The organism is Hyphomonas sp. L-53-1-40, assembly GCF_000682775.1.
In the GTDB taxonomy this organism is placed as follows: Bacteria; Pseudomonadota; Alphaproteobacteria; order Caulobacterales; family Hyphomonadaceae; genus Hyphomonas.
Genome location: NZ_AWFI01000020.1, coordinates 70,668 through 93,349, shown reverse-complemented (window position 1 = coordinate 93,349; position 22,682 = coordinate 70,668). Strand labels below are relative to the sequence as shown.

The following is a 22,682-nucleotide window of genomic DNA, read 5'->3' as shown; positions in this document are numbered from 1 at the left end:
CGCGCGGCGATCAACCCTCTCCGTGGGCGGCGTAGGCATCAATGATGCGGCTGACCAGCCCGTGACGGACAACATCCGCCGCGGTAAGCGTGTGGACATTGACACCTTCGACATCCGACAGGATTTGCAAGGCGTGCTTGAGGCCCGATGGCTGGCTGCCCGGCAAATCCACCTGGCCCGGATCGCCCGTAATCACCATGCGGCTGTCACGGCCCAGCCGCGTCAGCACCATCTTCATCTGCGGCACGGTTGTGTTCTGCGCTTCATCCACGATGACGAAGGCATTCTTCAGCGTACGTCCACGCATGAAGGCGAGCGGCGCAACTTCAATCTCGCCGCGCGCCATGCGGCGCTCCATCTGTTCCTGTCCCATCAACTCGCGCAGCGAGTCCCAGATCGGCAGCATGTAGGGATCAACTTTTTCTTCCAGCGTCCCCGGCAGGAAGCCGAGCTTCTCACCAGCCTCGACAGCGGGCCGTGTCACGATCAGGCGCTGGCGCGTGCCGGAAAGAAGTTCGGACACCCCCGCCGCGACCGCGAGAAAGGTCTTGCCCGTTCCGGCCGGACCGACCCCGAAGATCATCGCATTGTCAGGATTGGCCAACAGGTCGATATAGCGGGACTGGCCGCGCGTTTGTGGGGTGATCGGCTTCTTCAGCGAGCGGAAGGTTCCAAAGGTCTGCGACGGCGTCTGCGCGGCTTCCACAGCGCCATCGACATCCATATCGGAAATTTCCGCGCCCGTGCGCAATCGACGCTCGAGTTCTGCAAGCACCGCCTCGGCAATCGACACGCCCTCGGCCTTGCCGACAAGCAGGATGCCCCCGCCCTGACTTTCGGCCTTCAGGCCATAATCGGCCAGGCGTGTCTCCAAAAGCTGGAGGTGGCGGTGATGCGGGCCACAGATGTCCCGCAGCCATTCCGCATTGCGGACTTCGAAGATACGGCTGACAGGAGCTTCAGGCGAAGCGGACGGACGACGTTTCACGCTCAAAGCGCCACCTCATGTTGGCGCACAAGATCGCCGGTGAGCGAACTCATCGTTGCGCCATTCACTTTCACATCGACAATCTGACCCGTCAGTTCTTCCGGTCCCTGGAAGTGAACGGATTGCATCCACGGAGACCGCCCATGCGCCTGCCCTTCAAGGCGTCCACGCCCTGTGACAAGCACGGGCACGGTCTGGCCGATCTTGGACTCGTTGAACTCGGTCTGCTGGTCACGGAGCAGTTTCTGCAAGGCTTGCAGGCGCACATCCTTCACGTCTTCCGGCACCTGACCGAACATCTCTGCCGCCGGCGTGCCTGGTCGCTGCGAATATTTGAATGAATAGGCCACCGCATAATTCACATCGCGCACGAGTTGCATGGTCGCTTCGAAGTCCTCGTCGCTCTCTCCCGGAAAGCCGACAATGAAATCTGAAGCTATGGCGATATCTGGCTGGGCCGCGCGCACTTTGCGAATGATCTCCCTATACGCGTCTGCCGTGTGGCTACGGTTCATGGCCTTCAGGATACGGTCAGACCCCGACTGAACGGGCAAATGCAGGAAGGGTTGCATCTGTGGCGTGTCGCCATGTGCCGCGATCAGATCGTCTTCCATGTCGCGCGGATGGCTCGTCGTATAGCGGATACGTTCAATGCCGCCGATCTTCGCAATGTGGCGACAAAGCTGGCCCAGCGTCCAGTCGTCTCCCCCTTCAACGGCCGGCGCAGCACCATGGAATGCGTTCACATTCTGGCCCAGCAAAGTGATCTCCCGCACGCCCTGCGCGGCCAGATTGCGCGCCTCCATCACGATGTCGTCCACAGAGCGGGAAAGCTCAGCGCCACGCGTATAGGGCACGACACAGAAAGTGCAGAACTTGTCGCAACCTTCCTGCACCGAGAGGAAGGCGGTCGGGCCATCCGCCTCACGGACTTTGGGCAGCGCGTCGAACTTTTCGAGCGTGTCGAATTCGGTTTCCAGCCGGTCACCCACAGCGCGGCTGGCGCGGGCAATCATCTCCGGCAGCTTGTGATAGGCCTGCGGTCCCAGCACGAGGTCGACCAGCGGCTGGCGGCGCATGATCTCTTCGCCTTCGGCCTGCGCAACACAGCCAGCCACGGCGATTGTCATGTTGCGACCGGTCTTGCGCTTCATGCGCTTCAACTGGCCGAGTTCGGAATAGACTTTTTCGGTGGCCTTTTCACGAATATGGCACGTGTTCAGCACAACGAGGTCTGCCGCTTCCGGCGTATCAACCGGCGCATAGCCGAGCGGACGCAATACGTCCCGCATGCGCTCGGAGTCATAGACATTCATCTGGCACCCATAGGTCTTGATGAAGAGACCCTTGGTGTTCGGTTTCGCCTCTGGTGTGGTCATGCGCGGGCTTATGCCTGAAAATGACTGTCGCTGCCAGAACCTTGTGCGCCTCGCCTGCAGCCGCGGCAAAGGCGTGCCGAACCTGCGACAAAAGCTTCACAGCGCCGGAAAGCTAGCTAGGGTGCGCCCACGCAATCAAAGGAGCCGGGGAGGCCCATGGATATCATTAAGCTTATCGAGAACGTCTCAGGATTTATCTGGGGAGGAACTTGGGGAGATGCCGTCGTCATTCCGGGCCAGATCGGCCCGCTTGCCGTTGTCCTCCTGGGCACCGGCCTGTTCATGATGGTTCGCTTGGGCGCGCGCCCGGTGCGCCGGTTCGTGCCGGCGGTGGTCGAAGTCTGGCGAGGCCGCAAGGCACAAGGCGAAGACGGCGCCATCACACCCTGGCAGGCGCTCTCCACAGCCCTGTCCGGTCAGGTCGGCACGGGGAACCTCGCCGGTGTGGCCACGGCCATCACATTGGGCGGTCCCGGCGCGATTTTCTGGATGTGGGTGGTTGCCCTGTTCGGCATGGCGCTGGCCTTCTCGGAAAGCTCGCTTGCCATCAAGTATCGTGAGACCGACGAATATGGCCGCATCAATGGCGGTCCGATGTATTATATCAAGAACGGCCTGGGCAAAGGCTGGGGGTGGCTCGCCGTCATTTTCTGTCTCGGCACGCTGTTCTCCGCCATGGCAACCGGCTCGATGATCCAGGCCAATTCCATCACCGAAGCTGCGCTGGAAACCGGCTCCCATATGGGCGTCAGCATTCCGAACTGGAGCGTGGGCATTATCCTGTCTGTCCTGGTCTTCGCGGTCATTATCGGCGGCATCAAATCCATTGGCTCATTCGCCGGCAAGGTCGTGCCGGTCATGGCTGGCCTCTATGTGCTGGTCGCCTTCATTGTGCTCGTGATCAATGCGGACAAGGTGCCGGGTGCCTTCATGCAGATCATCGGCACAGCGTTTGGCTGGAAAGAAGCTGCCGGCGGCGCGGCTGGTTACGGCGTCATGCAGGCGGTTCGTTACGGTATCGCCCGGGGCCTGTTCTCGAACGAAGCCGGTCAGGGTTCCGCCCCGATTGCCCATGCTGCTGCCCAGACCAAAAACCCGGTCATGCAGGGCGAAATCGCCATGATCGGCGTGTTCATCGACACGATCATCATCTGCACCATGACTGCGCTGGTCATCCTGACAGTTCAGGGAGACTTCAAGAAAAGCCCTGCCCTGATGGCGGCCAATGCCTGTTTTGATGCAGGCATTGAAATGCCGGCGAATCCGGACGCGGCTGACGGCGCCAAATACGGTGTGGCGGACCTGTTCCCTTCTGCTTATGAAGATGGCCGCAAAGCGAAGATCGCTACTGTGGGACCGACAGCCCAGTCCTACCTACTGGCCTGCCAGGCATCTGGTCAGGTCGAAGTCACTCAGCAAGCGCTCGACTCGTCCGGTAATCCGGAAGTTCTGATGGATGTGGACCACGCCTGGGAAACAGATGCGAACTCGGCTGCCGTCACCACGCGCGCCTATGCCGCCGCCATTCCGGTGGTGGGCCCGTGGATCGTGCCAGTTGCACTGTTCTTCTTCGCCTTCACCACCATCATTGGCTGGTCCTACTATGGCGAACAGGCCGTGACGTATCTGATCGGCGAATGGGCGACACACCCGTTCCGCTATATCTGGGTCGTGGTCGTATTCCTCGGCTCGGTTGCCGCGGCTGACTGGCTCTGGCTGCTGGGGGACATCGCAAATGCCTCAATGGCGTTCCCGAACCTGATCGCCATCCTTGCCCTGTCAGGCGTCGTCGCCGCCATGCACAAATCGAATGGCGATCCGGACAAGGGTCATCCTGTGCATGACTACCGAGAGGAGGAGCGCCATCCTGAAAAGGAATAGGCGCTGACCCCACCGAAATGAAAAGCCCCGCCCGGTTTAGACCAGGCGGGGCTTTTTCTGTCCGGGTGTATTTGGACACAAAGCCCATATATGCGGGCACTTTATGGACAGTTTATGGGCTGGTTTATGGACCAGCGCTTCGGGACGGGGCCTACCAGGCGCCGATATTCTCTGCGCTCGCCCACGGCTCTTTCGGTGACAGCGGCTCACCCTTTTGCAGCAATTCGACCGAGATGCCGTCTGGCGAACGAATAAATGCCATACGCCCATCGCGCGGCGGCCGGTTGATGGTCACGCCAATTCCCTGCAGCCGCTCCACCGCGCCGTAAATGTCGTCGACCATATACGCCAGATGGCCGAAATTGCGGCCACCTGCATATTCTTCGGGGTCCCAATTATAGGTGAGCTCCACCATCGGAATGTCGGTCTGGGTCGGGCTGACGCCATCCGGCATGCCGCCCATACGCTCGACATCTTCCGGCGTGGCCAGAAAAACGAGCGTGAACCGCCCCGCTTCGCTGTCCATCCGGCTGACCTCTTTCAGGCCCAGGCCATCGCAGAAAAATTTCAGCGACGCGTCAATGTCACTGACGCGCACCATTGTGTGCAGATACTGAATGCTCATGACTGGCCTCCATTAAGGTCCCGAATGACATGTTTGAAACTAGGCGGCATCAGCGCGTAGTACCGCCGCATAGCGATGGCCAGCAGGCCGATCGATGCCAGCATGAAGGCGATGAAAACCGAAAATGTATGAATCAGTGTTCCTGTTTCGAAAACAGGTGACTGGCCGCTCAGCCGCCAGATCATTCGCCAGACCTGATTGAAGCCCGCCACGAAAGGCGCCAGCAGAACAAAAACGATCGCAGCGCAGACGAAGAAATAGGTCGCGGCGCGCGGACCCTCACTGCGCAGATAGAGATCCGTGAACTCGGCATCGCTGACATCTTCCGGCACTTCTCCGGCTGCCTTGCGCACCGCCAGAACTTCCGGCGCGAAGTCCCGCGTCTGCTTCCAGCGCCAGGCAAGGTGAGCCCCCCAGGCGACAAGACCAGCGAGTATGATCAGGAAAAGTATCATGGGCGGTGCGGAATCCAGCTTGGGCGGCGGGGGCCGACTGCCCACCGCCTGGTTCAGGCTGCGCAGGCGCGTTCAAGGGTCAGCATGGCACGCTTGCGCGCCACACCCCAATGATAATTATGGAGCCGGCCGTCCGCTGCAAGGGCACGGTGACAGGGAATGAACCAGCTAATCGGATTTGCGCCAACTGCAGCACCGACAGCGCGGGCCGCCTTCGGATTGCCGCTGGCCTTCGCCAAGGCCCCATAAGTCGACACCGAACCGACAGGAATTTCCAGCAAGGCCCGCCAGATCTGGCGGCGAAACGGCGTACCATAAAGCGCAACCGGGAGCGGCTCACCGGATTCAAACACCCGGCGCGCCAGAGTCTCGGCCTCGTGGTCATCCCGGCGAATGCTGGCATCCGGATACCGCGCCGCAAGATCGGCAAAGGCCTGCTCTTCATTGCGTCCCTGGTGTTCAAAACCGGTGCGTTCCGGGGCGTTCTCGTCAACAAAGCCTAGCGCCACCAAGCCGCGCGATGACATGAGCCAAGCCCCTTCCCCGAATGGAGTCGGTGCCCGGCCAAGCACCAGATCCGCCCCCTTGCCACCTGCCTTGGCTTCACCGGGAGAGAGGCCTTCATGCGCGACGAACAAATCATGCAAGCGTCCCGGCCCGGACAAGCCTGCCTCCAGGGTCGCGTCCAGAACACTTGCCCCCTCTCTCAACAGATCACCTGTCGCAGAATGGGCCAGTGCTGACTGGTACTGTTTTGGGCTGATCCCTGCCCAGCGGGTAAATTCTCGCTGAAAATGACTCGGCGACAGGCCCACGGCCCTTGCCGCAGTCGAAAGGTCCGGCCACTCCTGCCAGGTGTCCCCCAGATAAGACAGGGCATTGGCCATGCGCTCATAGGCGACAGCGCGTTCATCAAGGGGCGAAGCTAGATTGATCATGTAAGAATAATGCCGCGCCGCGGAGCCTGTCGCCACCCGTTTCTTGCGGCTTGTCAGACCAATTGAGGCTTTCCAGCGCCTGAAAAGCCCGGCAAGAATAGGGACCAATAAAAAGACGGCTGGGAGAAATAGAATGGCAGATGCGCGCAGTATTATCCTGCATGAATATCCCACGTCACCCTATGCAGAGAAAATCCGCCTCGCGCTGCGCCTGAAGAATCTCGCCTATAGCCGGGTCGAAATTCCAGTCATCATGCCTCGGCCAGACCTGATGCCGCTGACGGGGGGCTATCGCCGGACACCCGTCCTTCAGATCGGCGCTGACATTTTTTGCGATACCGCCATCATCCTGCGTGAACTCGAAGCCCGCTTCCCCATGCCGGCACTCAAATTGCCCGGTCATGAGGGCCTCGCCCAAATGGTCGCCGGCTGGACCGATGGGCGCTGGTTCCAAAGCTCGGTCGCGGTCATCTTTGGTGAGCGAGGCGACAGCGTACCGGATGCGTTCCGGAAGGACCGCGAAGCCTTGTCGGGTCGTCCCTTCGATACCAATGCAATGAAAGCTGTTGCCCCCATGATGCGCGACCAATGGCGGGCCCGACTCATGCTGCTGGAAGAGCGCCTGCAGGGCGGCAAGGGCGCTGGGTCCGGCATCTATCTCGTCGGTATGAAACCGGGGCTTGTGGACATTCACGCCTACATGAATGTCTGGTTCATGCACCAGAATTTGCCGGAGTTCGTTGAGAAATGTTTCGAAACCGCCGATCTCACAAAAGCGTGGTTTGAACGCCTGAAAGAGTTTGAAGGCCAGACTCCTGAAACGATCTCCTCCGCGCAAGCCCTCGAAATCGGCAAGAATGCAGCGCCACGCCTCGTCGCTGCGACCACGCGCAACGAATCGCAACAGTTCGCACCAGGAGAGAACGTAGCGGTCGCGCCCGACGATTATGGACAAGTCTGGGTCCAGGGCGAATTGGTTCACGCGGACTCCCAGCGCGTCATCCTGCAACGCACATCACCGGAAGCAGAAACTGTACATGTCCATTTCCCGCGCGCAGGCTTTCTTGTGCGGCGTGTCTAGTGTGCCTTGCATGGTAGGCCTGCCTCGGTAGTCTCGTCGACATCAGCAATTCGGACGGAGATGGCCATGGACCGGCGACTTTGCCTTATTACAGGCGCCTCAGCGGGCATTGGGGCTGAGTTTGCCCGCCAGTATGCCGCATTGGGCTGGGACGTTGCGCTCACCGCGCGCCGTGAAGATCGCCTGACGAACCTGGCCGCAGCGCTGGAAGAGACATATGGCGTTCACGCAATTTGCATCGTGCAAGATCTCGCCCGCGCAAATTCCGCCGACAAGATCATCTCGGCCCTGTCCGAACAGGGCCGCCACGTCGATGCTCTGATCAACAATGCCGGTTACGGCCTGCCGGGCACCTTCTTCAATACGAGTTGGAAGTCACAGGCAGAGTTCATTCGCGTGCTTTACACCGCGCCGATCGAGCTTGCGCACAAAGTGCTGCCGGGTATGGCGGATCGCGGCTATGGCCGGATCATCAATGTGGCATCCTTGGCGGGCTATGCCGCAGGCAGCACCGGGCACACGCTATATGCCAGTGTAAAGGCTGGCATGATCAAATTCTCCGAGAGCCTGAACTCTGAGTGTGACGCGTTTGAAGGCGCAGACATCCATTGTACGGCCCTCTGCCCGGGCTTCACCTATAGCGAGTTCCACGATGTCACAGGCACCCGCGAGCAAATGAACAAGATGAGCAAGCGCATGTGGATGGAGGCGGCCCCCGTGGTCAAAGCTGGCATAGATGCCGTCAATCGCGGCCAGCCGGTCGTGGTTCCTGGTCTCATCAATAAAGGCCTGGCTACATTAACCCGCATAATTCCCGAGCCGCTTGGCCGGGCCATGATCAGAGGCCAGAGCCGCAAATACCGTCGGCAGGACTAGTCGGAAGAAGCTGAAAACTCATCGCGAATGCGATCAGCCGTCGGCGTGGTGTCCGATTTCCGCCAATCCTTCGCGCCACGCTGACGCAGGATTTCGACTTTGCCGGATCGCTTGGCCTCTCCGGAATCGGACCTGTCGCTATCGCGGGCAATTGTCACAATTGGCCCCTCGAAAAAGGCCGACCAATATTTGGACAGTACGTCCCGACGGCCCTCAAGGGAGCGCAGCTGTCGGCGCTCTTTCCAGGATGTCAGCTTGATACCTTCTGTCTTGATGCGCTTGTCCACACCCGCCATTTGCAAGCAGCCGGCATACCGGCGCGGGGCGCCTCCGGTCAGATCAAACTGAATCTCACCAAAACCCTCGGCTTGTCGGCCCGAATCGGATGGCAAGGTTTCGCGGAACTTGAAGTCCAGCCTAGGCCAGCTGATTTGGTGGAATTCTGCATGCAGACCGCTCTCGATCTCGCCCATACGAGTCAGGCTGGAGGAGGTCACGAGGATGCCGTGGTATACAGGCTTCATTGAAACGATGGCCAGGCGTGGGCCATTTGGGCCACCGCGTTCAGCCTGAATCCAACTGCCTTCCACGAAAGCACGGCCAAGGACCCATCGACGTAACACCCCCATCTTTAGAATACCCGGAAGGAGGACACCCGACAGAACAGACCAGATCACGAGCAGCACCATACCCGAGCCTATCAGTCCGGCCCACTGTGCGACTTGGCTGGAACCGGCGGCGTCAACAATGGTCGGGCGCACAACCGGGCCGAATGCCACGACACTCGCGAGCACCACGCTGGACGCCAGGAAGCCCGACACAATGCGGAAACGTTCATAAGGGTTCATATGTGAGGCGGCTCCATTAGGAAGTGGCGGTAGAAAGGGCCATTTAGAAAGCCGGAACCGAAGTTTCGGTTAACGCAAGGATACCCGGTGTGATCCTTCATTTTTTTCATGACATCGAACCGAGACGTTTTGTTGCAGCGCACAAAATATATATGACTTGCCGCCACCTGCGCCCTATACTCAACAAAAATAAAGTCCAGTGGAGGAAATTCGAATGGATGGTGCTGTTGAGGGTCCGGCCCTGAATTCTGCGATAATTCCAAACCTTGTTGCCGTCATCAAGGATGCGAGCGCAGCCGTCGACGCCTATGTAGACGTCGCACGCGGCAAATGCCGCGAAGCGCTGACCAAGGCGGATGGCCGTCCTGACCGGGCTGCACTCGAACGCCAGCAACATATGGCCCACGGCCTGTCTTGGCTGGGCACATATGCTGAAACGCTACGCCAGACAGCCGAATGGGCCGCGCGTCTGGAGCAAGAGGGCAAATTCAGCACGACCGAAGCGCTCCTGACGCAAATTCTCTTTAGCGAATACTGCGCTCAACTGATTGGTGGAGTACCCATGAATCAGGGCGAAGTGATCCGCCCTCACGAATTGGGCATCGTTGCGGAAGCTGATGCCCTGTTCGCGACGCCGGTCGTCCAGCAGCTGATTATTGATGGAAAAACCCCTGCTGTGATGGCTGCTGCGGCTGAATGCCTACCTGACGCCCTAAGCCGGAACACGGTTGAAGAAACCGGTCTGGACGAAACCATGTCGATGGTTCGCGAACAATTTTCCAAATACGCGTCCGACAAGATCAAACCCCATGCCCATGAGTGGCACTTGAAGAATGAGTACATTCCGATGGAGGTCGTCAATGAAATGGCCGAGCTTGGTGTGTTTGGCCTGACCATCCCTGAGGAGTTTGGCGGGTTTGGCATGGGCAAGATTGCCATGTGTGTAGTCTCAGAGGAACTGTCTCGGGGATACATCGGCACCGGCTCTCTCGGCACCCGGTCAGAGATCGCGGCGGAGCTGATCCTGATTGGCGGAACGGACGACCAGAAGACCCATTGGTTGCCGCAAATAGCCAGCGGAGAAATCCTGCCAACGGCCGTCTTCACTGAACCTAATACCGGCTCTGACCTTGGCTCGCTGCGGACACGCGCCGTGAAGTCCGACGACGGCTCTCATTACAGTGTCACAGGCAACAAGACATGGATCACGCATCCCGTGCGAGCCGATCTGATGACACTGCTGGCTCGGACTGATCCCGCCACAAACAATTTCTCTGGTCTCTCCATGCTGCTTGCGGAGAAGCCGCGCGGAACAGACGACGCCCCCTTCCCTGCTGACGGCATGACCGGCGGCGAGATCGAAGTCCTCGGCTATCGCGGGATGAAGGAATACGAAATCGGCTTCGATGATTTCAAGGTAAAATCCGAAAACCTGCTCGGCGGCGTTGAAGGTCAAGGCTTCAAGCACCTGATGGCGACCTTTGAAAGCGCTCGCATCCAGACTGCCGCTCGCGCCATTGGAGTTGCGCAAAATGCGTTTGAAACCGGTCTTCAGTATGCGCTAGATCGCAACCAGTTTGGCAAACAGATCTTCGACTTCCCGCGCGTTTCAAACAAGCTGGTTATGATGGCCGCGGAACTGGTGGGTGTACGTCAGCTGACCTATTTCTCGGCGCGCCAGAAGGATGGCGGAAAGCGCTGCGACCTAGAAGCCGGCATGGCGAAACTTCTCGCGGCACGTATCGCCTGGGCTGCAGCTGACAATGCTCTCCAAATCCATGGCGGAAACGGATTTGCGTTGGAATACCCAATCAGCCGCATCCTGCAAGACGCACGCATCCTCAATATTTTCGAAGGGGCTGGCGAGGTTCAAGCGATGGTTATTGCCCGTCGCCTGATCGAAAGCGGAAACTAGAATACGCCATAGGGTGCCTCGCACCCTATGGCGTCTCCCGTTCATACACTCGGACCCAGTCGACCAGAAAGCGGTCAGGCAAGCGTTTGTTATCCGGTACGTTGGACCACCATTTGTGGGCCACTGTGGACTGTGTGCTTATCTCACCGGACAGCTTCACCCATAAGGGCACTTTCGACACGCCGCCCGCAGCGCTTTGCCAAACCTGCTCACCGTCCACGAACCATGTATACTCCGTCTCAGTCCATTCGAGCGCGAAGACGTGCCACCCACTCCGAATCCCCGGATGAAACTCGCGCTTGCTCTTGGTCTTGTGGCGTTTTCCGTACCCATCCCAATGAAGCGCATAGCTGATCTTGTCAGTCCAGCCAAAGGCTTCAACGATGTCGATCTCGGTACCGTCCTCACCTGACCCATCCACTCGGTGGACTTCGTCCGCAAACAGCCAGAAAGCGAGCCACCAGCCCGGATCCTGTGGTAACTTTATGCGGGCCTCATACCTGCCGAACGTCGTTTCGAACTTGCCTTCGGTCGACACCATGCCGGATGCGTAGTCATAGGGGTCGTCGTCCTCTTCAGGATTGCGGTTCGGGATTTGCGTCGCGCTGATTTCGAGCTGGCCCCATCCTGTCAGACTGACATTGTCCTTGAGCCACCAGCCATCCGGGCCGTCGGGATTTTTCTTGCGGTTATACTCCTGTGATATCCATTTTTCAGGATCAGGCTTTCCGTGTCCATTGAATTCATCCCGGAAAACCAGCGACCACCCCGAATTGGGCTGGTCCAGCGCCGAATAGGAATTGGTCGCAGTTGAGCACGACGCGACCATGACGATGGCCGCAACGATTGGAAACGACTTCAAACGAAATCTCACCGAATTTTACCTTCGAGGGGGTCAATGTCCGCAGGTTCATGCTGGATGATGACCTTTGCGCCCAGGGCATCCGCACGCGCCTCAAATGCCTCCATTGACGACACGGTCATGGCCTCGTCGGAGTTGAACCGGGGAACGCGCTTCAGCTCGCGGCTTTCAGCACGATGGTAGAGGTCTCCGGTCAGCAGGACCGGACCCGTTTCCGGCATCATCAATTGCAAGGATGTATGGCCCGGCGTGTGTCCGGGCGTTTCAAAGATCACAACGCTCCCATCACCAAAGACATCAAGTTCGCCTTCGAAGACTTTCTGCTCCATGGGGGCAAACAATGAAAACAGCGCCTGCTGCTCCTGGGCAATTTCGGTCCCTTCCCCAAACATGGCGTCGAGTTCTTTCTGGCTCACCAGCCAAGTCGAACCCGCGACCTGATCGGCCTGGCCGATATGATCGAAGTGGCTGTGCGAGATGGACACGTAGTCGATATCGCCCGGGGACATCCCCCTGTCTGCCAATTGTTCGGTAATTGTCTGCTCGAGCGAAACGGTGAAGATCTGCTGCGTTTGCGGGCCCGCAATCGCCAGCACTCCTGGCAAGCCAAGATCCCAGAGCAAATTGCCGTCGGGATGCCTCACGAGAAAACAGGAATCGGTGAACGTATCAGTCTCACCGGCATAGTCGCCCGCAGACGAAAATGCGTCGAGATCAGACACCTCAATCGTTCCGCAATCCAGCACATCGACTTCCAGCGCCGCTTCCTGCTGTGCTTCAGGTGACGATTCTGGTGTTGTCTCGGTTGATACAGGCGATTCTGACCCGCATGCGCTCGCGAGCACCAATACCGATACTGCCGCAGTTATAGTGATAAGACGCATGCCAGAGGCCCCCTTCTGTCTTCCAGCAAATTCAATCTCAAGTATCAGTTGTTGGCAACAGACAGACTGCGTCCATCTTGAGACAAAATCCTGTAGAAACAGCTGGGTCGCCCTGTATGGCACGCACCTCCTGTCTGGTTGACCTTCAGGAGGACAGCATCCTGATCGCAATCAATTCGGATCTCGATGACTTCCTGGACATGGCCGGAAGTCTCACCCTTGACCCACAGCGCGCCGCGCGAGCGAGACCAGTAGGTTGCCCGCCCGGTCTCAACCGTCGCCGCAAGCGCATCAGCATTCATCCAGGCGAGCATCAACACTTCGCCGCTTTCAGCATCCTGCGCGATGGCGGCAACCAGGCCGTCCGCATTGAATTTCGGGCGCAACTCAAGCGTCTCGTCCTGTGCACTGCCTGAAAGGGGATCGGGATAATCGGTCATGAGGGCGGCTTAATCGAAATGACGCCGGTGAGCCAGTGAAGATTCGCGCTAGATGACGCCCTGCACGCGCAGCGCCGCCTGCTGGTCCGCGCTGTAACCAAGCTGCGCTAGAACGTCTTCCGTATGTTCGCTCAGGCTGGGGGACGTGCCCTCCACGCCGCCGGGCGTATCCGACAGTTTCGGAAAGACGCCCTGCATCGGCACGTCTCCAAGCACAGGATGAGCCACGCGGATGATCGCATCTCGCGCGGCAATGTGCGCATCCTCAAGCATCTCCTTGGCGCGGTTCACCGGCCCGCAGGGAATGCCATTCTCTTCGCAAGTCGCCAGCACGTCGGCCATTTTGCGCTGTTTCGTCCAGTTCGAAATCATTTCATCCAGTTCCAACTGGTTCTCACCGCGTGCATCGTGCGTTGCATAGCGTGCATCATCTGACCATTTCGTTCCGCACATGGCCGAGAGGCGCCGAAACAGGGAGTCCTGATTGGCGCCGATGATGACCATGCCATCGGAACAGGGATAGACGCCCGACGGTGCAATGCGCGGCAGGATCGGCCCGCTGCGCTCGCGCGTATGCCCCATCAGGGCGTATTCGGGGATCAGGCTTTCCATGAAGGCCATGACGGTTTCGTAGATTGCCGCATCGACCACCTGCCCCTTCCCCGATTTCTCGCGGGCAAACAGTGCCATCATCGTGCCGAGCGCAGCGAATGTGCCCGTCATCGTGTCGCCGAGCGAAACTCCGGCCCGCGCCGGCAACCGGTCCGGTTCGCCGATCAGGTAGCGCAACCCGCCCTTGGCCTCGCCCACGCTGGCATAGCCCGCTTTGTGGCTTTCCGGTCCCGTCTGGCCGTATCCTGAGACACGCGTGATTACGAGACGCGGATTGAGTTCGTGCAGTACATCTGGCCCAAGCCCCCAACGTTCCAATGTGCCCGGCCGGAAATTCTCGACCAGAACATCGGCAGTTTTCACCAACTCGCGCAGAATCGCCTGCCCCTCCTCGACGCGGAGGTTCAGCGTTACGGATTTCTTGTTGCGACCAATGATTGGCCAGAACAGACCGATGTCTTCCTTCTTGACCGCGCCCCAGCCGCGGGCCGGATCCGGTAGGCCCGGCGCCTCGACCTTGATCACTTCGGCACCAAAGTCACCGAGCAATTGTCCGCAGAAAGGACCAGCAATCAGCTGGCCAAGTTCGATGACGCGCAGGCCATCCAGGGGGCGTTTTGAGTCTGTCATTCGTCCTCAATGCACACTACATAGGCATTATGACAAGACGTATCGACATTGTAGAAGTCGGCCCGCGCGACGGGCTGCAGAATGATCCCGCCGACCTGACGACCGAACAGAAGCTGGAATTCATCGCCCGCCTCGAAGAGGCTGGCGTTCGGCGCATGGAATCCGGCAGCTTTGTCAGCCCCAAGGCCGTGCCGAAGATGGCGGATTCTGCTGCGGTCTTTGCAGGGGTCGACCGATCAAAACCGACGCGCCACATTGCGCTGGCCCTCAACGAAAAAGGCGTGCGCCGCGCCATTGATGCCGGGGCCGACGAGATCAATTTTGTGCTCGTAGCCTCGGAAACCTTCGGCATGCGCAATCAGGGCATGACCCCGCAGGACAGCGCGGACGCCTTGCTGCAAATTGCCCCGCTCGCACTCGAAGCCGGCATCCCTCTGTCCGCCACGATATCGGTTGCCTTCGGTGATCCGTTCGACGGCGAAGTCGACAACAAGCTGGTCGGTAATCTCGCCGCGCAGGCCCAGCGCGCTGGCGTCAGCGAACTGGCGCTCGGCGACACGATTGGCGTGGCGGACCCGTGGGATGTCCGCAAACGGATAGAGCGTGTGCGCATGGAAGCACCGGATGTCTATTTGCGTATGCACTTCCACGACACACGTGGCGCAGCACTGGCCAATGTCGCGGCAGCCGTGGATTCGGGCGTCGATGTCATCGATGCCAGCTGTGGCGGCATCGGCGGCTGTCCGTTTGCACCAGCGGCAACAGGTAATGTGGCCACCGAAGATGTGGTCTATATGCTTGAGCGCGGTGGCTTCGAAACAGGACTGGACCTCAGCAAGCTGATCGAGACATCGCATTGGCTGGAAAAAGTGCTGGGCCACCCGATTGCGTCGTCACTCAGCAAGGCGGGCAAATTTCCCAATTGACCCTACTTCTTGGGGCCCTTCACTTCAGTAAGTGTCGTCGCCTTCACAGCACGACCGAGATCGACTTTCTTGCCATAACTTGGCGCGCCGCTGGTGGCGCCTGAGACGGCGCTGCCGCCGCGCACAGTCTTGTTCGTCAGAGGCGGAATGGCCATCGCCTTGGGCTCCGGCGCGTTCTCGTCGAACAAGCTGGCCAATTGTTCCGTCATCGCACCACCGAGCTGCTCGGCGTCCACGATGGTAACGGCGCGCTTGTAGTAGCGCGTCACATCATGGCCGATGCCGATGGCGATTAGTTCCACAGGGCTCTTGGTTTCGATCTCTTCGATCACCTGCCGCAAATGCCGTTCAAGATAGTTGCCAACATTAACGTTCAGCGTGGAATCATCCACCGGCGCGCCGTCAGAAATCACCATCAGGATCTTGCGCTGTTCTGGTCGCCCGAGCATCCGATCGTGCGCCCATAGCAAGGCCTCGCCGTCGATGTTTTCCTTCAGCAGACCCTCGCGCATCATCAGGCCGAGGTTCCGGCGCGCCCGGCGCCATGGGGCGTCAGCCTGTTTGTAAACGATATGGCGAATGTCATTCAGCCGCCCCGGTCCGGCGGGCTTACCGGCCTTGACCCAGTCCTCCCGCGAAAGGCCACCCTTCCACGCCTTTGTCGTAAAGCCGAGGATCTCCGTTTTCACGCCACAACGCTCCAGTGTGCGGGCCAGAATGTCCGCACACAGCGCCGCGACCATAATTGGTCGCCCGCGCATGGATCCGGAATTATCAAGCAATAGCGTTACAATCGTATCTCGGAACTCGGAATCATCTTCCTGCTTGAAAGACAACGGCGCGGTCGGATCGGTGATCACGCGTGTCAGGCGGGCCGTATCCAGCACACCTTCTTCGAGGTCAAAACTCCAGGAGCGATTTTGCTGCGCCATCAAACGGCGCTGCAGCTTGTTCGCAAGTTTCGAGACCGCGCCCTGCAGCCCCTGCAACTGGTGATCAAGGTAGGCGCGCAACCGCGTCAGTTCCTCGGCGTCACAGAGGTCTGGCGCATTGGCCACTTCATCATTCTCGCGCGTGAAGACATTATAGTTGAACCGGTTGCGATCATCGCCATCCTTGAAGTTCGGACGCAGCGGCTTGGTGCCGTCTTCCTCATCGTCGGGCGTATCATCGGCCTCGGCGTCGACATCCATGTCGACGCTGACATTGGACTCCTCGCCCTCCATTTCCTCGGTGTCGCCCGCATCCATCTGCTCGGCGGAAGAACCCATCTGCTCGTCGGACTCCATGTCCTGATCGCCTTCAGAGGGTTGCTCATTCTCTTCGGATTGTTCCGAATCGTCCTGTTCCTGCGTTTCCACGTCTTCACCCGGCGCATCGGAGGCAGTCAGGTCCCGGATCATGTCGCGTACCGTGCGCGCAAAGCCAGGCTGATCGTGCAATTGCGCGATCAGACGGTCAATTGCGCCCCCGGTTTCGGCTTCGACCCGTTCTCGCCAGACGTCGGCCACGCGTTTCGCGCTGTCGGGCAAGGCTCGTCCGGTCAGCTTCTCGCGCAGCAGAAATTCGAGCGCGGGCGCGAGCACCGCCTCTGCGTCTTCCGCGCCCATCGCGAATTCGCCGGACTGGCAGCGATAGTCCAGGACAGCGTCGAGATTGTCGGCCGTGCCGCGCATGGCATTGGCGCCAAGGCTTTCGATGCGCGCCTGTTCAGCCGCGTCATAGACCTTGCGAGGCAAATCCCCGCCGGGACGATGCGCGAAATGTGCCTCAGCATTGTGGTGCGCACGACGCAGGGCAATGGCGTCTGCCTCGCCGCGAATGCGCGCAGCGGTATGAGGTTCCAGCTGTAGCGGCGGCGTGCGCAGGGTGATTGTCTCACCGTCCCCGCCCACATCATTGCCAAAGCCGACCTCGACATCACGGTCTGCACTCATCGCTTTCGTGGTGGTGGCCAGCGCCTGCTTGAACAATTCCTGAGGAGAGGTGTCTTTGGACATGGCTGTGACTTAGCGCGGGGCTCCGGCTCAGGCGACCCTCACCATGAGGGCGCTTTCAGGCAGTTCCTCAGCGAAGCAGCGCTGGTACATTTCCGCCACCAGAGGCCGCTCCAGCTCGTCGCACTTGTTCAGGAACGTCATCCGGAACGCATGGCCAAGATCACCAAAGATGGCGAAGTTTTCAGCCCAGGTGATCACGGTCCGCGGGCTCATCACCGTAGAGAGGTCGCCGCTCATGAACGCGTTCCGGGTCAGGTCGGCCAGCGTCACCATCTTGGCGAGCGTGTCATCATCCACGCCGGTCGCCTTGGACTTCACGATTTCCACTTCAGCATCATGTTCCAGATAGTTCAGCGTGGTTACGATGCTCCACCGGTCCATCTGGCCCTGGTTCAGCTGTTGCGTGCCGTGATAGAGGCCCGTCGTGTCGCCCAAACCAACCGTATTGGTCGTGGCGAACAGGCGGAAATACGGATTTGGCTCGATGACGCGGTTCTGGTCGAGCAGGGTCAGCTTGCCGCTGGCCTCCAGCACGCGCTGGATCACGAACATCACGTCCGGCCGGCCGGCATCATACTCGTCGAACGTGATCGCAACCGGGCGCTGCAGCGCCCATGGCAGGATGCCTTCGCGGAATTCGGTGATCTGCGCGCCATCCTTCAGGACAATGGCATCCTTGCCGACCATGTCGATCCGGCTGACATGGCTGTCGAGATTGACCCGGATCATCGGCCAGTTCAAGCGCGCGGCAACTTGCTCGATATGCGTCGATTTCCCTGTGCCGTGATAGCCTTGCACCATGACGCGGCGATTGTGCTGGAACCCCGCCAGGATCGCCATCGTCGTCTGAGGGTCGAAGCGATAGGCCTCGTCAATCGCTGGCACATATTCTGTGCGTGTCTTGAACCCATGTACGACCATGTCCGTGTCGAGGCCGAAAACCTCGCGGACATTGATTTCTACAGTCGGCTCCATGCCGTCCAGCACATCGGTATCACTCATCACAGTCATGGCTTGCGTCTCGTCATCTATTGCATTGATGGACCTATCACACCTGACGCTTCCGCCAAGCGTGACATAGGGTCAAATGTGGGTTTGGTCCGCCGCGCGGCAACTCATTCAGCAGCTTGCCACACGATTTCGCCCCCAATGATGGTCATCTGGGCCTGTGCCTCAAGGATTTCGGCGGCAGGGATCGTCATCAAATCCCGGTCGAATACGGAGAAATCCGCGATCTTGCCGATTTCAATTGTGCCGAGGTCATCCTCCTGGAAAGCTGCGAAGGCGGCCGCGGACGTGAACAGGGCCAACGCCTCGTCTCGCGAGAGGGCCTGTTCAGGATGCCATCCCTCCCCCGCATTGCCGTCGAGGTCCTGCCGGGCCACCGCCGCATAAAACTCGATCAGGGGTGAGCCGACTTCAACCGGTGCATCCGATCCCCCCGCGACGACCGCGCCGCCAGCCAGCATGTCCTGCCAGGCATAAGCCCCCGCCAGCCGGTCCATGCCCAGGCGGGACGGCGCGAATTTCAGGTCGCCAATCGCATGAGATGGCTGCATGGAGGCGATCAAGCCCAGCTCTCCGACGCGCGCGACATCCTCCGGCGCGAAGATCTGCGCATGCTCAATCCGCCAGCGCAGCTCGTCGCCATACCCGAGCGCCTCGAAGGTTTCGAGAATATGCCGGTTGGCGAGGTCCCCGATGGCATGAATAGCCAACTGGACGCCTGTGCCCTCGGCTTTCATCATCAGGTCGTAGAGCGACTTCGTATCGAGCAGTGGGAGACCATTTGTGTCCGGCTGATCTGAATAGGGCGCAATGAGTAGCGCGCCCCGGCTGCCGAGCGCGCCGTCCATGTAGAGCTTCACGGCACGATTGGTGACCTTGTCAGTCTCGAATTGGCGGGACTCCGCTATATCGAACGCTTCGACGTCGAAGGCATTGTAAATGCGTAGCGGCAGGCGCCCTTCCCCGTCGAGGCGCGCCATGATGGGCGCCTGGGGTGCGCTGACGCTCATATTGTGAACCCCGGTCCAGCCCCGGCTGGCATAGGTCTTCGCGCCGACCTCCAAGGCTGTCTCGACATCTTCTTCCGTTGGGGCGGCGAGCAGCTGGAACACAGGCCCCATCGCATTGTCGATCACAATGCCCGTCGCTTTGCCGCTGTCATCCCGCTCTACCCGGCCGCCCGAAGGGTCTTCGGTCAAATCGTAAATGCCGGCCGCCTTCAGCCCGGCCGTATTGGCCACGAGGGCATGACCGTCGGCGCGTGTATAGATCACGGGATTATCGGGACTGACCGCATCAAGGTCTGCGGCGGAGGGCATGCGCCCTTCCGGCCAGCCCGTTTCAATCCAGCCGCGCCCGAACAGGATTTCCCCGGGAGCCTTGCCCTGGATCTCCGCTTCTGTGCGGGTGACGAGCTCATCTACCGATGCTGTGCCTTCAAGATTAAGGGTCAGTTCCCGCTGGCCAATCCCCATCAGGTGCGCATGGGCATCCGTGAATCCCGGAAACATGACTGCGCCTCCGAGGTCAACAATCGTGACCTCGTCTTCGCTCCAGTCGGCCGAGGCCGGCGGAACGACCGCAACGATGTGGCCATCCGGGCCCACCACGACAGCGTCAGCGGTGGGCTGGTCAGCAACCCCGGTATAGATCGTGCCCCCGGTGAACACGGTAAGCGCTTGCGCCTCATCCGTTTCAGACGGCGGAGCCCCGCCCGGGTGGCACGCCGCCAGAATGCCCAACGCCAGTGCAAAACCGAGTATCCGCATGATCATGTTCCCTCCAATACGGGACCATGTGTGGCACGCACGGGCGACCGCCAGCCTGTGCTGCGCGCGCTCTCAAATCTCATCTGCCCAAAAGGGCCAGACCTTAGGCGACAGCTTTCTTTTCGATGTCGCGCTTGATCTTCAGGGCCTTGGAAGACAGGGCATCTTCCTTTGCCTTCGCCAGGAATGCATCCAGACCGCCGAGCTTGTCGACAGTGCGCAGGGCTTTCGCCGCGATGCGCATGCGGAAATTCTGGCCCAGTGCATCGGAATGCAGCGTAACCTGTACGAGGTTAGGGCGGAAAATCCGCTTGGTTTTCATTTGCGAGTGGCTCACATTGTGGCCAGTCATCGGCTTGGTGCCGGTAAGTTCACATTCGCGGGACATGGCCTCGCTCCGAATAGGTCTATAGGGATCTCGAAGGCGCGTCGTTACAGGGCAGATGGCCCCCGTGTCAACTCTGAGGATCAGGCATTTCGGCAGTTTTCCGGTTGTAGGTGTCATCCGCTGTCATACTTGTTGAATGCAAACTCCATCCGAATGAGGCATGATCAGGGCATGACTGTTCAGGTCGTGTTGGACAAGACGGGGTATAGGGGACGTTGTAACCTAGTGCTCCGGAAAGGATTCTGGTTCAGATGAAACGCGCCTTACTTCTTGCTACCGCTGCAGGACTCGCCCTCGCGGGCATTTCTGCCGCCGATACGGCACCCAGCTCTGCGGCCCCCGCTGTCCTCGCCAATGTGAAGGCCGGTGAGACCACACGCATGGTCTATGAATTGGAGGCAAAAGCCTATCTCCTGTTCATTCCTGCCACCGGCCGCGCGCATTTCGACGTCGAAATGCGTCCCGATACGTATAATATCAAATCACGCGTCAAGGTGACGGGCATTGCCGACTGGTTCGTGAATTACGACATGCACTTGCAGGCATCTGGCTACACACGCGGCAATGAGCTGAAGACATACAATTACGTTTCGCAAAACCGGGACGGCAAAAAGAACCGCCGGGTCAATCTCACAATCACGGATGATGATTTCTCCATGACCGCCAATCCGGTCTTTGGGAATTTGGGCGAGCCACCCGCCACAGTTGAGCAAGTGCTCAAGACCAATGACCCGATCACCGCGCTCATCACATTCGCGCTCGAGCCCCGCGCGCCGGGCGCTGACCCTTGTGGCGGCCCGATCCGCCTGTTTGATGGTCGCCAGTTGACCTATCTGCACCTTGAAAATGCCGGCACGAAACAGATTGATGTGAAGGCTTGGTCTGGCCAAGCCATCGAGTGTCACATCACGATGGAAAAGGTCGCTGGCTACAAGAAGGACAAGTCTGACAATGACAATCTGTCTGGCATCGACGGCCCGCTACGCATGTGGCTCGCACCCCTGCCAAATGGTGCGACCGTTCCGGTGAAAATCCAGGCCGATACAGACAAGATCGGCAAAGTCACCCTTCAAGCCTCGAAACTCTATTTTGAGCCGGTTGTAACATCAGAAGCCGCGCTGAATTCTGACGGCGGCTAAACTCGTTACTTTTCGATGGGCAGGCTTCGCAGCGCATCGATCAGCTCAGACATGTCTTTTGGAAGAGGCGCTTCAAACCGAAGCGCCTCTTTCGTTATGGGATGCACAAAGCCGAGCACAGCGGCGTGCAAGGCCTGACGCGGAAAGGCGCGCGCCGCATTGGTCCCCGCGATGTGCGCATCGCTTTGCCCATGGACTGTAATCCCTTTGTGACGTCCATAAACCGGGTCACCAATCAGCGGTGCACCGATATGCGCCATGTGCACCCGTATCTGGTGGGTCCGGCCAGTTTCGAGCTTGCATTCCATCAGCGCCGCTGCAGGCAGCCGAGTGCCCTTGTCCCTGGTCCCGAACGTTTCGAGCGCCCGGTAGTGCGTGACGGCGTTGCGGCCAACACCGCTTTCGGGATTGCGCACCACCGCCATCTTCTTCCGGTCTGCAGTGGACCGGGCGATCGGCGTATCCACCGTACCAGACAATGGCCGCGGCGCGCCCCGCGTCACCGCAAGGTATTTGCGTTCAATATCGTGTTTCTGGAACAGTTCAGACAGGCCGAGATGCGCCGCCTCGGTCTTGGCCGCGACCAGAACGCCGGTCGTCAACTTATCGATCCGGTGAACAATGCCCGGCCGCTCTACCCCGCCAATTCCCGAGAGTTGTCCCCGGCAATGATGGAGCAGCGCGTTGACCAACGTGCCGTCCCAGCTGCCGGGTGCCGGGTGGACTGCCATACCGGATGGCTTGTTGATGAGGATCAGGTGCTCGTCCTCAAACAGGACGTCGAGCGGGATGTCTTCCGGGTCTGGTGTTGCAGGAACAGGCTCCGGCAGCTTTATCAGATAGCTGGCACCGGCGACGGCACTGCGCTTCGGGTCCAGCACGGCCTCCCCGTCGAGCGTAACCGCGCCTTCAAGAATCAACGCTTTCACGCGCGAGCGCGACAATTGCTCAGCCTTTGAGGCGAGAAAAGTATCAAGCCGGGTGCCGGTATCGTCCGCAGTAGCAGTAATTTTCAGGGTGTCCATTGTGGCGCTTATA

The 22,682-nt window shown here is 59.5% G+C and carries 21 protein-coding genes; 6 read left to right on the top strand and 15 right to left on the bottom strand.

Annotated features, from left to right (window positions below; genetic code table 11):
- Positions 1–10: 10 nt before the first annotated feature.
- Both L53_RS15400 and miaB read right to left on the bottom strand, forming a co-directional pair.
- Complete coding sequence (locus L53_RS15400) at positions 11–988, bottom strand: PhoH family protein (RefSeq protein ID WP_084333532.1); 978 nt, start codon at positions 986–988, stop codon at positions 11–13.
- 2 nt (positions 989–990) lie between these two features.
- Positions 991–2,367 carry a tRNA (N6-isopentenyl adenosine(37)-C2)-methylthiotransferase MiaB gene (gene miaB / locus L53_RS15395; RefSeq protein WP_034817383.1) on the bottom strand — a complete coding sequence of 459 codons (1,377 nt, stop codon included), beginning with the start codon at positions 2,365–2,367 and terminating at the stop codon, positions 991–993.
- 156 nt (positions 2,368–2,523) lie between these two features.
- On the opposite strand from miaB, the gene L53_RS16640 reads away from it, so the two are divergent.
- The gene (locus L53_RS16640) at positions 2,524–4,248 is read left to right on the top strand and encodes a sodium:alanine symporter family protein (RefSeq protein WP_051608036.1); all 1,725 of its coding nucleotides are present in this window, start codon (positions 2,524–2,526) and stop codon (positions 4,246–4,248) included.
- A gap of 151 nt (positions 4,249–4,399) precedes the next feature.
- Here the strand turns inward: L53_RS16640 and L53_RS15385 are convergent, their stop codons facing one another.
- The 3 genes from L53_RS15385 to L53_RS15375 are packed head-to-tail and all read right to left on the bottom strand — an operon-like array spanning position 4,400 to position 6,266.
- The gene (locus L53_RS15385; RefSeq protein WP_199285737.1) at positions 4,400–4,867 is read right to left on the bottom strand and encodes a VOC family protein; all 468 of its coding nucleotides are present in this window, start codon (positions 4,865–4,867) and stop codon (positions 4,400–4,402) included.
- Between the two features lie 2 nt (positions 4,868–4,869).
- A complete protein-coding gene (locus L53_RS15380) occupies positions 4,870–5,328 on the bottom strand; it encodes a hypothetical protein (RefSeq protein ID WP_034817378.1) in 459 nt (152 codons plus the stop codon).
- Positions 5,329–5,381: 53 nt separating this feature from the next.
- Positions 5,382–6,266 carry a methylated-DNA--[protein]-cysteine S-methyltransferase gene (locus L53_RS15375; protein ID WP_034817468.1) on the bottom strand — a complete coding sequence of 295 codons (885 nt, stop codon included), beginning with the start codon at positions 6,264–6,266 and terminating at the stop codon, positions 5,382–5,384.
- Positions 6,267–6,399: 133 nt separating this feature from the next.
- Here L53_RS15375 and L53_RS15370 point away from each other — a divergent pair, with 133 nt between their 5' ends.
- Together L53_RS15370 and L53_RS15365 are read left to right on the top strand one after the other, a co-directional pair.
- Positions 6,400–7,347 (top strand): glutathione S-transferase family protein, encoded by a 948-nt coding sequence (locus L53_RS15370; protein WP_034817375.1) that lies wholly within the window; start codon positions 6,400–6,402, stop codon positions 7,345–7,347.
- A 66-nt stretch (positions 7,348–7,413) separates the two neighbouring features.
- Complete coding sequence (locus L53_RS15365) at positions 7,414–8,223, top strand: SDR family oxidoreductase (RefSeq protein ID WP_034817466.1); 810 nt, start codon at positions 7,414–7,416, stop codon at positions 8,221–8,223.
- Here the strand turns inward: L53_RS15365 and L53_RS15360 are convergent.
- Positions 8,220–9,071 carry a hypothetical protein gene (locus L53_RS15360; protein ID WP_034817373.1) on the bottom strand — a complete coding sequence of 284 codons (852 nt, stop codon included), beginning with the start codon at positions 9,069–9,071 and terminating at the stop codon, positions 8,220–8,222. The genes L53_RS15365 and L53_RS15360 overlap by 4 nt on opposite strands.
- A gap of 214 nt (positions 9,072–9,285) precedes the next feature.
- Between L53_RS15360 and L53_RS15355 the strand changes: the two genes are divergently transcribed.
- Positions 9,286–10,986, top strand: a complete 1,701-nt coding sequence (locus L53_RS15355) for an acyl-CoA dehydrogenase family protein (protein ID WP_034817369.1) — start codon at positions 9,286–9,288, stop codon at positions 10,984–10,986.
- Positions 10,987–11,011: 25 nt separating this feature from the next.
- Here the strand turns inward: L53_RS15355 and L53_RS15350 are convergent, their stop codons facing one another.
- From L53_RS15350 to L53_RS15335, 4 genes are read right to left on the bottom strand one after another with little or no spacing between them, the layout of a single operon-like run.
- Positions 11,012–11,848, bottom strand: a complete 837-nt coding sequence (locus L53_RS15350; RefSeq protein WP_034817366.1) for a family 16 glycosylhydrolase — start codon at positions 11,846–11,848, stop codon at positions 11,012–11,014.
- Positions 11,849–11,856: 8 nt separating this feature from the next.
- Complete coding sequence (locus L53_RS15345) at positions 11,857–12,732, bottom strand: N-acyl homoserine lactonase family protein (RefSeq protein WP_034817364.1); 876 nt, start codon at positions 12,730–12,732, stop codon at positions 11,857–11,859.
- A gap of 44 nt (positions 12,733–12,776) precedes the next feature.
- The gene (gene hisI, locus L53_RS15340; RefSeq protein ID WP_051608035.1) at positions 12,777–13,172 is read right to left on the bottom strand and encodes a phosphoribosyl-AMP cyclohydrolase; all 396 of its coding nucleotides are present in this window, start codon (positions 13,170–13,172) and stop codon (positions 12,777–12,779) included.
- A gap of 48 nt (positions 13,173–13,220) precedes the next feature.
- A complete protein-coding gene (locus tag L53_RS15335) occupies positions 13,221–14,414 on the bottom strand; it encodes a CaiB/BaiF CoA-transferase family protein (RefSeq protein WP_034817362.1) in 1,194 nt (397 codons plus the stop codon).
- Between the two features lie 29 nt (positions 14,415–14,443).
- On the opposite strand from L53_RS15335, the gene L53_RS15330 reads away from it, so the two are divergent.
- Complete coding sequence (locus L53_RS15330; protein ID WP_034817359.1) at positions 14,444–15,340, top strand: hydroxymethylglutaryl-CoA lyase; 897 nt, start codon at positions 14,444–14,446, stop codon at positions 15,338–15,340.
- Between the two features lie 2 nt (positions 15,341–15,342).
- On the opposite strand, the gene cobT is transcribed toward L53_RS15330, so the two are convergent.
- The 4 genes from cobT to rpmB all read right to left on the bottom strand — a co-directional run bounded on the left by cobT (position 15,343) and on the right by rpmB (position 20,505).
- Positions 15,343–17,340, bottom strand: coding sequence for a cobaltochelatase subunit CobT (gene cobT, locus L53_RS15325; RefSeq protein ID WP_034817356.1), 1,998 nt, complete (start codon positions 17,338–17,340; stop codon positions 15,343–15,345).
- A gap of 27 nt (positions 17,341–17,367) precedes the next feature.
- Positions 17,368–18,351, bottom strand: a complete 984-nt coding sequence (gene cobS / locus L53_RS15320) for a cobaltochelatase subunit CobS (protein ID WP_198019831.1) — start codon at positions 18,349–18,351, stop codon at positions 17,368–17,370.
- A 104-nt stretch (positions 18,352–18,455) separates the two neighbouring features.
- Positions 18,456–20,123, bottom strand: coding sequence for an amidohydrolase (locus L53_RS15315; protein ID WP_233347875.1), 1,668 nt, complete (start codon positions 20,121–20,123; stop codon positions 18,456–18,458).
- 97 nt (positions 20,124–20,220) lie between these two features.
- Positions 20,221–20,505: a 50S ribosomal protein L28 gene (gene rpmB, locus L53_RS15310; RefSeq protein ID WP_034817354.1), complete on the bottom strand. Its 285-nt coding sequence runs from the start codon at positions 20,503–20,505 to the stop codon at positions 20,221–20,223.
- A 251-nt stretch (positions 20,506–20,756) separates the two neighbouring features.
- Between rpmB and L53_RS15305 the strand changes: the two genes are divergently transcribed.
- A complete protein-coding gene (locus tag L53_RS15305) occupies positions 20,757–21,644 on the top strand; it encodes a DUF3108 domain-containing protein (protein WP_034817351.1) in 888 nt (295 codons plus the stop codon).
- A gap of 5 nt (positions 21,645–21,649) precedes the next feature.
- Here L53_RS15305 and L53_RS15300 read toward each other — a convergent pair whose 3' ends face one another.
- Positions 21,650–22,669 carry an RluA family pseudouridine synthase gene (locus tag L53_RS15300; protein WP_034817348.1) on the bottom strand — a complete coding sequence of 340 codons (1,020 nt, stop codon included), beginning with the start codon at positions 22,667–22,669 and terminating at the stop codon, positions 21,650–21,652.
- Between the last annotated feature and the right edge of the window lie 13 nt (positions 22,670–22,682).

Bases quoted from the DNA above. Each gene is read 5' to 3' on its own strand.
- L53_RS16640 (WP_051608036.1), top strand. From the start codon at position 2,524: ATGGATATCATTAAGCTTATCGAGAACGTCTCAGGATTTATCTGGGGA.
- L53_RS15375 (WP_034817468.1), bottom strand. From the start codon at position 6,266: ATGATCAATCTAGCTTCGCCCCTTGATGAACGCGCTGTCGCCTATGAG.
- cobS (WP_198019831.1), bottom strand. From the start codon at position 18,351: ATGACTGTGATGAGTGATACCGATGTGCTGGACGGCATGGAGCCGACT.
- L53_RS15370 (WP_034817375.1), top strand. From the start codon at position 6,400: ATGGCAGATGCGCGCAGTATTATCCTGCATGAATATCCCACGTCACCC.
- rpmB (WP_034817354.1), bottom strand. From the start codon at position 20,505: ATGTCCCGCGAATGTGAACTTACCGGCACCAAGCCGATGACTGGCCAC.
- L53_RS15380 (WP_034817378.1), bottom strand. From the start codon at position 5,328: ATGATACTTTTCCTGATCATACTCGCTGGTCTTGTCGCCTGGGGGGCT.
- L53_RS15365 (WP_034817466.1), top strand. From the start codon at position 7,414: ATGGACCGGCGACTTTGCCTTATTACAGGCGCCTCAGCGGGCATTGGG.
- L53_RS15330 (WP_034817359.1), top strand. From the start codon at position 14,444: ATGACAAGACGTATCGACATTGTAGAAGTCGGCCCGCGCGACGGGCTG.
- L53_RS15305 (WP_034817351.1), top strand. From the start codon at position 20,757: ATGAAACGCGCCTTACTTCTTGCTACCGCTGCAGGACTCGCCCTCGCG.
- L53_RS15315 (WP_233347875.1), bottom strand. From the start codon at position 20,123: ATGATCATGCGGATACTCGGTTTTGCACTGGCGTTGGGCATTCTGGCG.
- L53_RS15355 (WP_034817369.1), top strand. From the start codon at position 9,286: ATGGATGGTGCTGTTGAGGGTCCGGCCCTGAATTCTGCGATAATTCCA.
- L53_RS15345 (WP_034817364.1), bottom strand. From the start codon at position 12,732: ATGCGTCTTATCACTATAACTGCGGCAGTATCGGTATTGGTGCTCGCG.
- L53_RS15335 (WP_034817362.1), bottom strand. From the start codon at position 14,414: ATGACAGACTCAAAACGCCCCCTGGATGGCCTGCGCGTCATCGAACTT.
- L53_RS15300 (WP_034817348.1), bottom strand. From the start codon at position 22,669: ATGGACACCCTGAAAATTACTGCTACTGCGGACGATACCGGCACCCGG.
- miaB (WP_034817383.1), bottom strand. From the start codon at position 2,367: ATGACCACACCAGAGGCGAAACCGAACACCAAGGGTCTCTTCATCAAG.
- hisI (WP_051608035.1), bottom strand. From the start codon at position 13,172: ATGACCGATTATCCCGATCCCCTTTCAGGCAGTGCACAGGACGAGACG.
- L53_RS15360 (WP_034817373.1), bottom strand. From the start codon at position 9,071: ATGAACCCTTATGAACGTTTCCGCATTGTGTCGGGCTTCCTGGCGTCC.
- cobT (WP_034817356.1), bottom strand. From the start codon at position 17,340: ATGTCCAAAGACACCTCTCCTCAGGAATTGTTCAAGCAGGCGCTGGCC.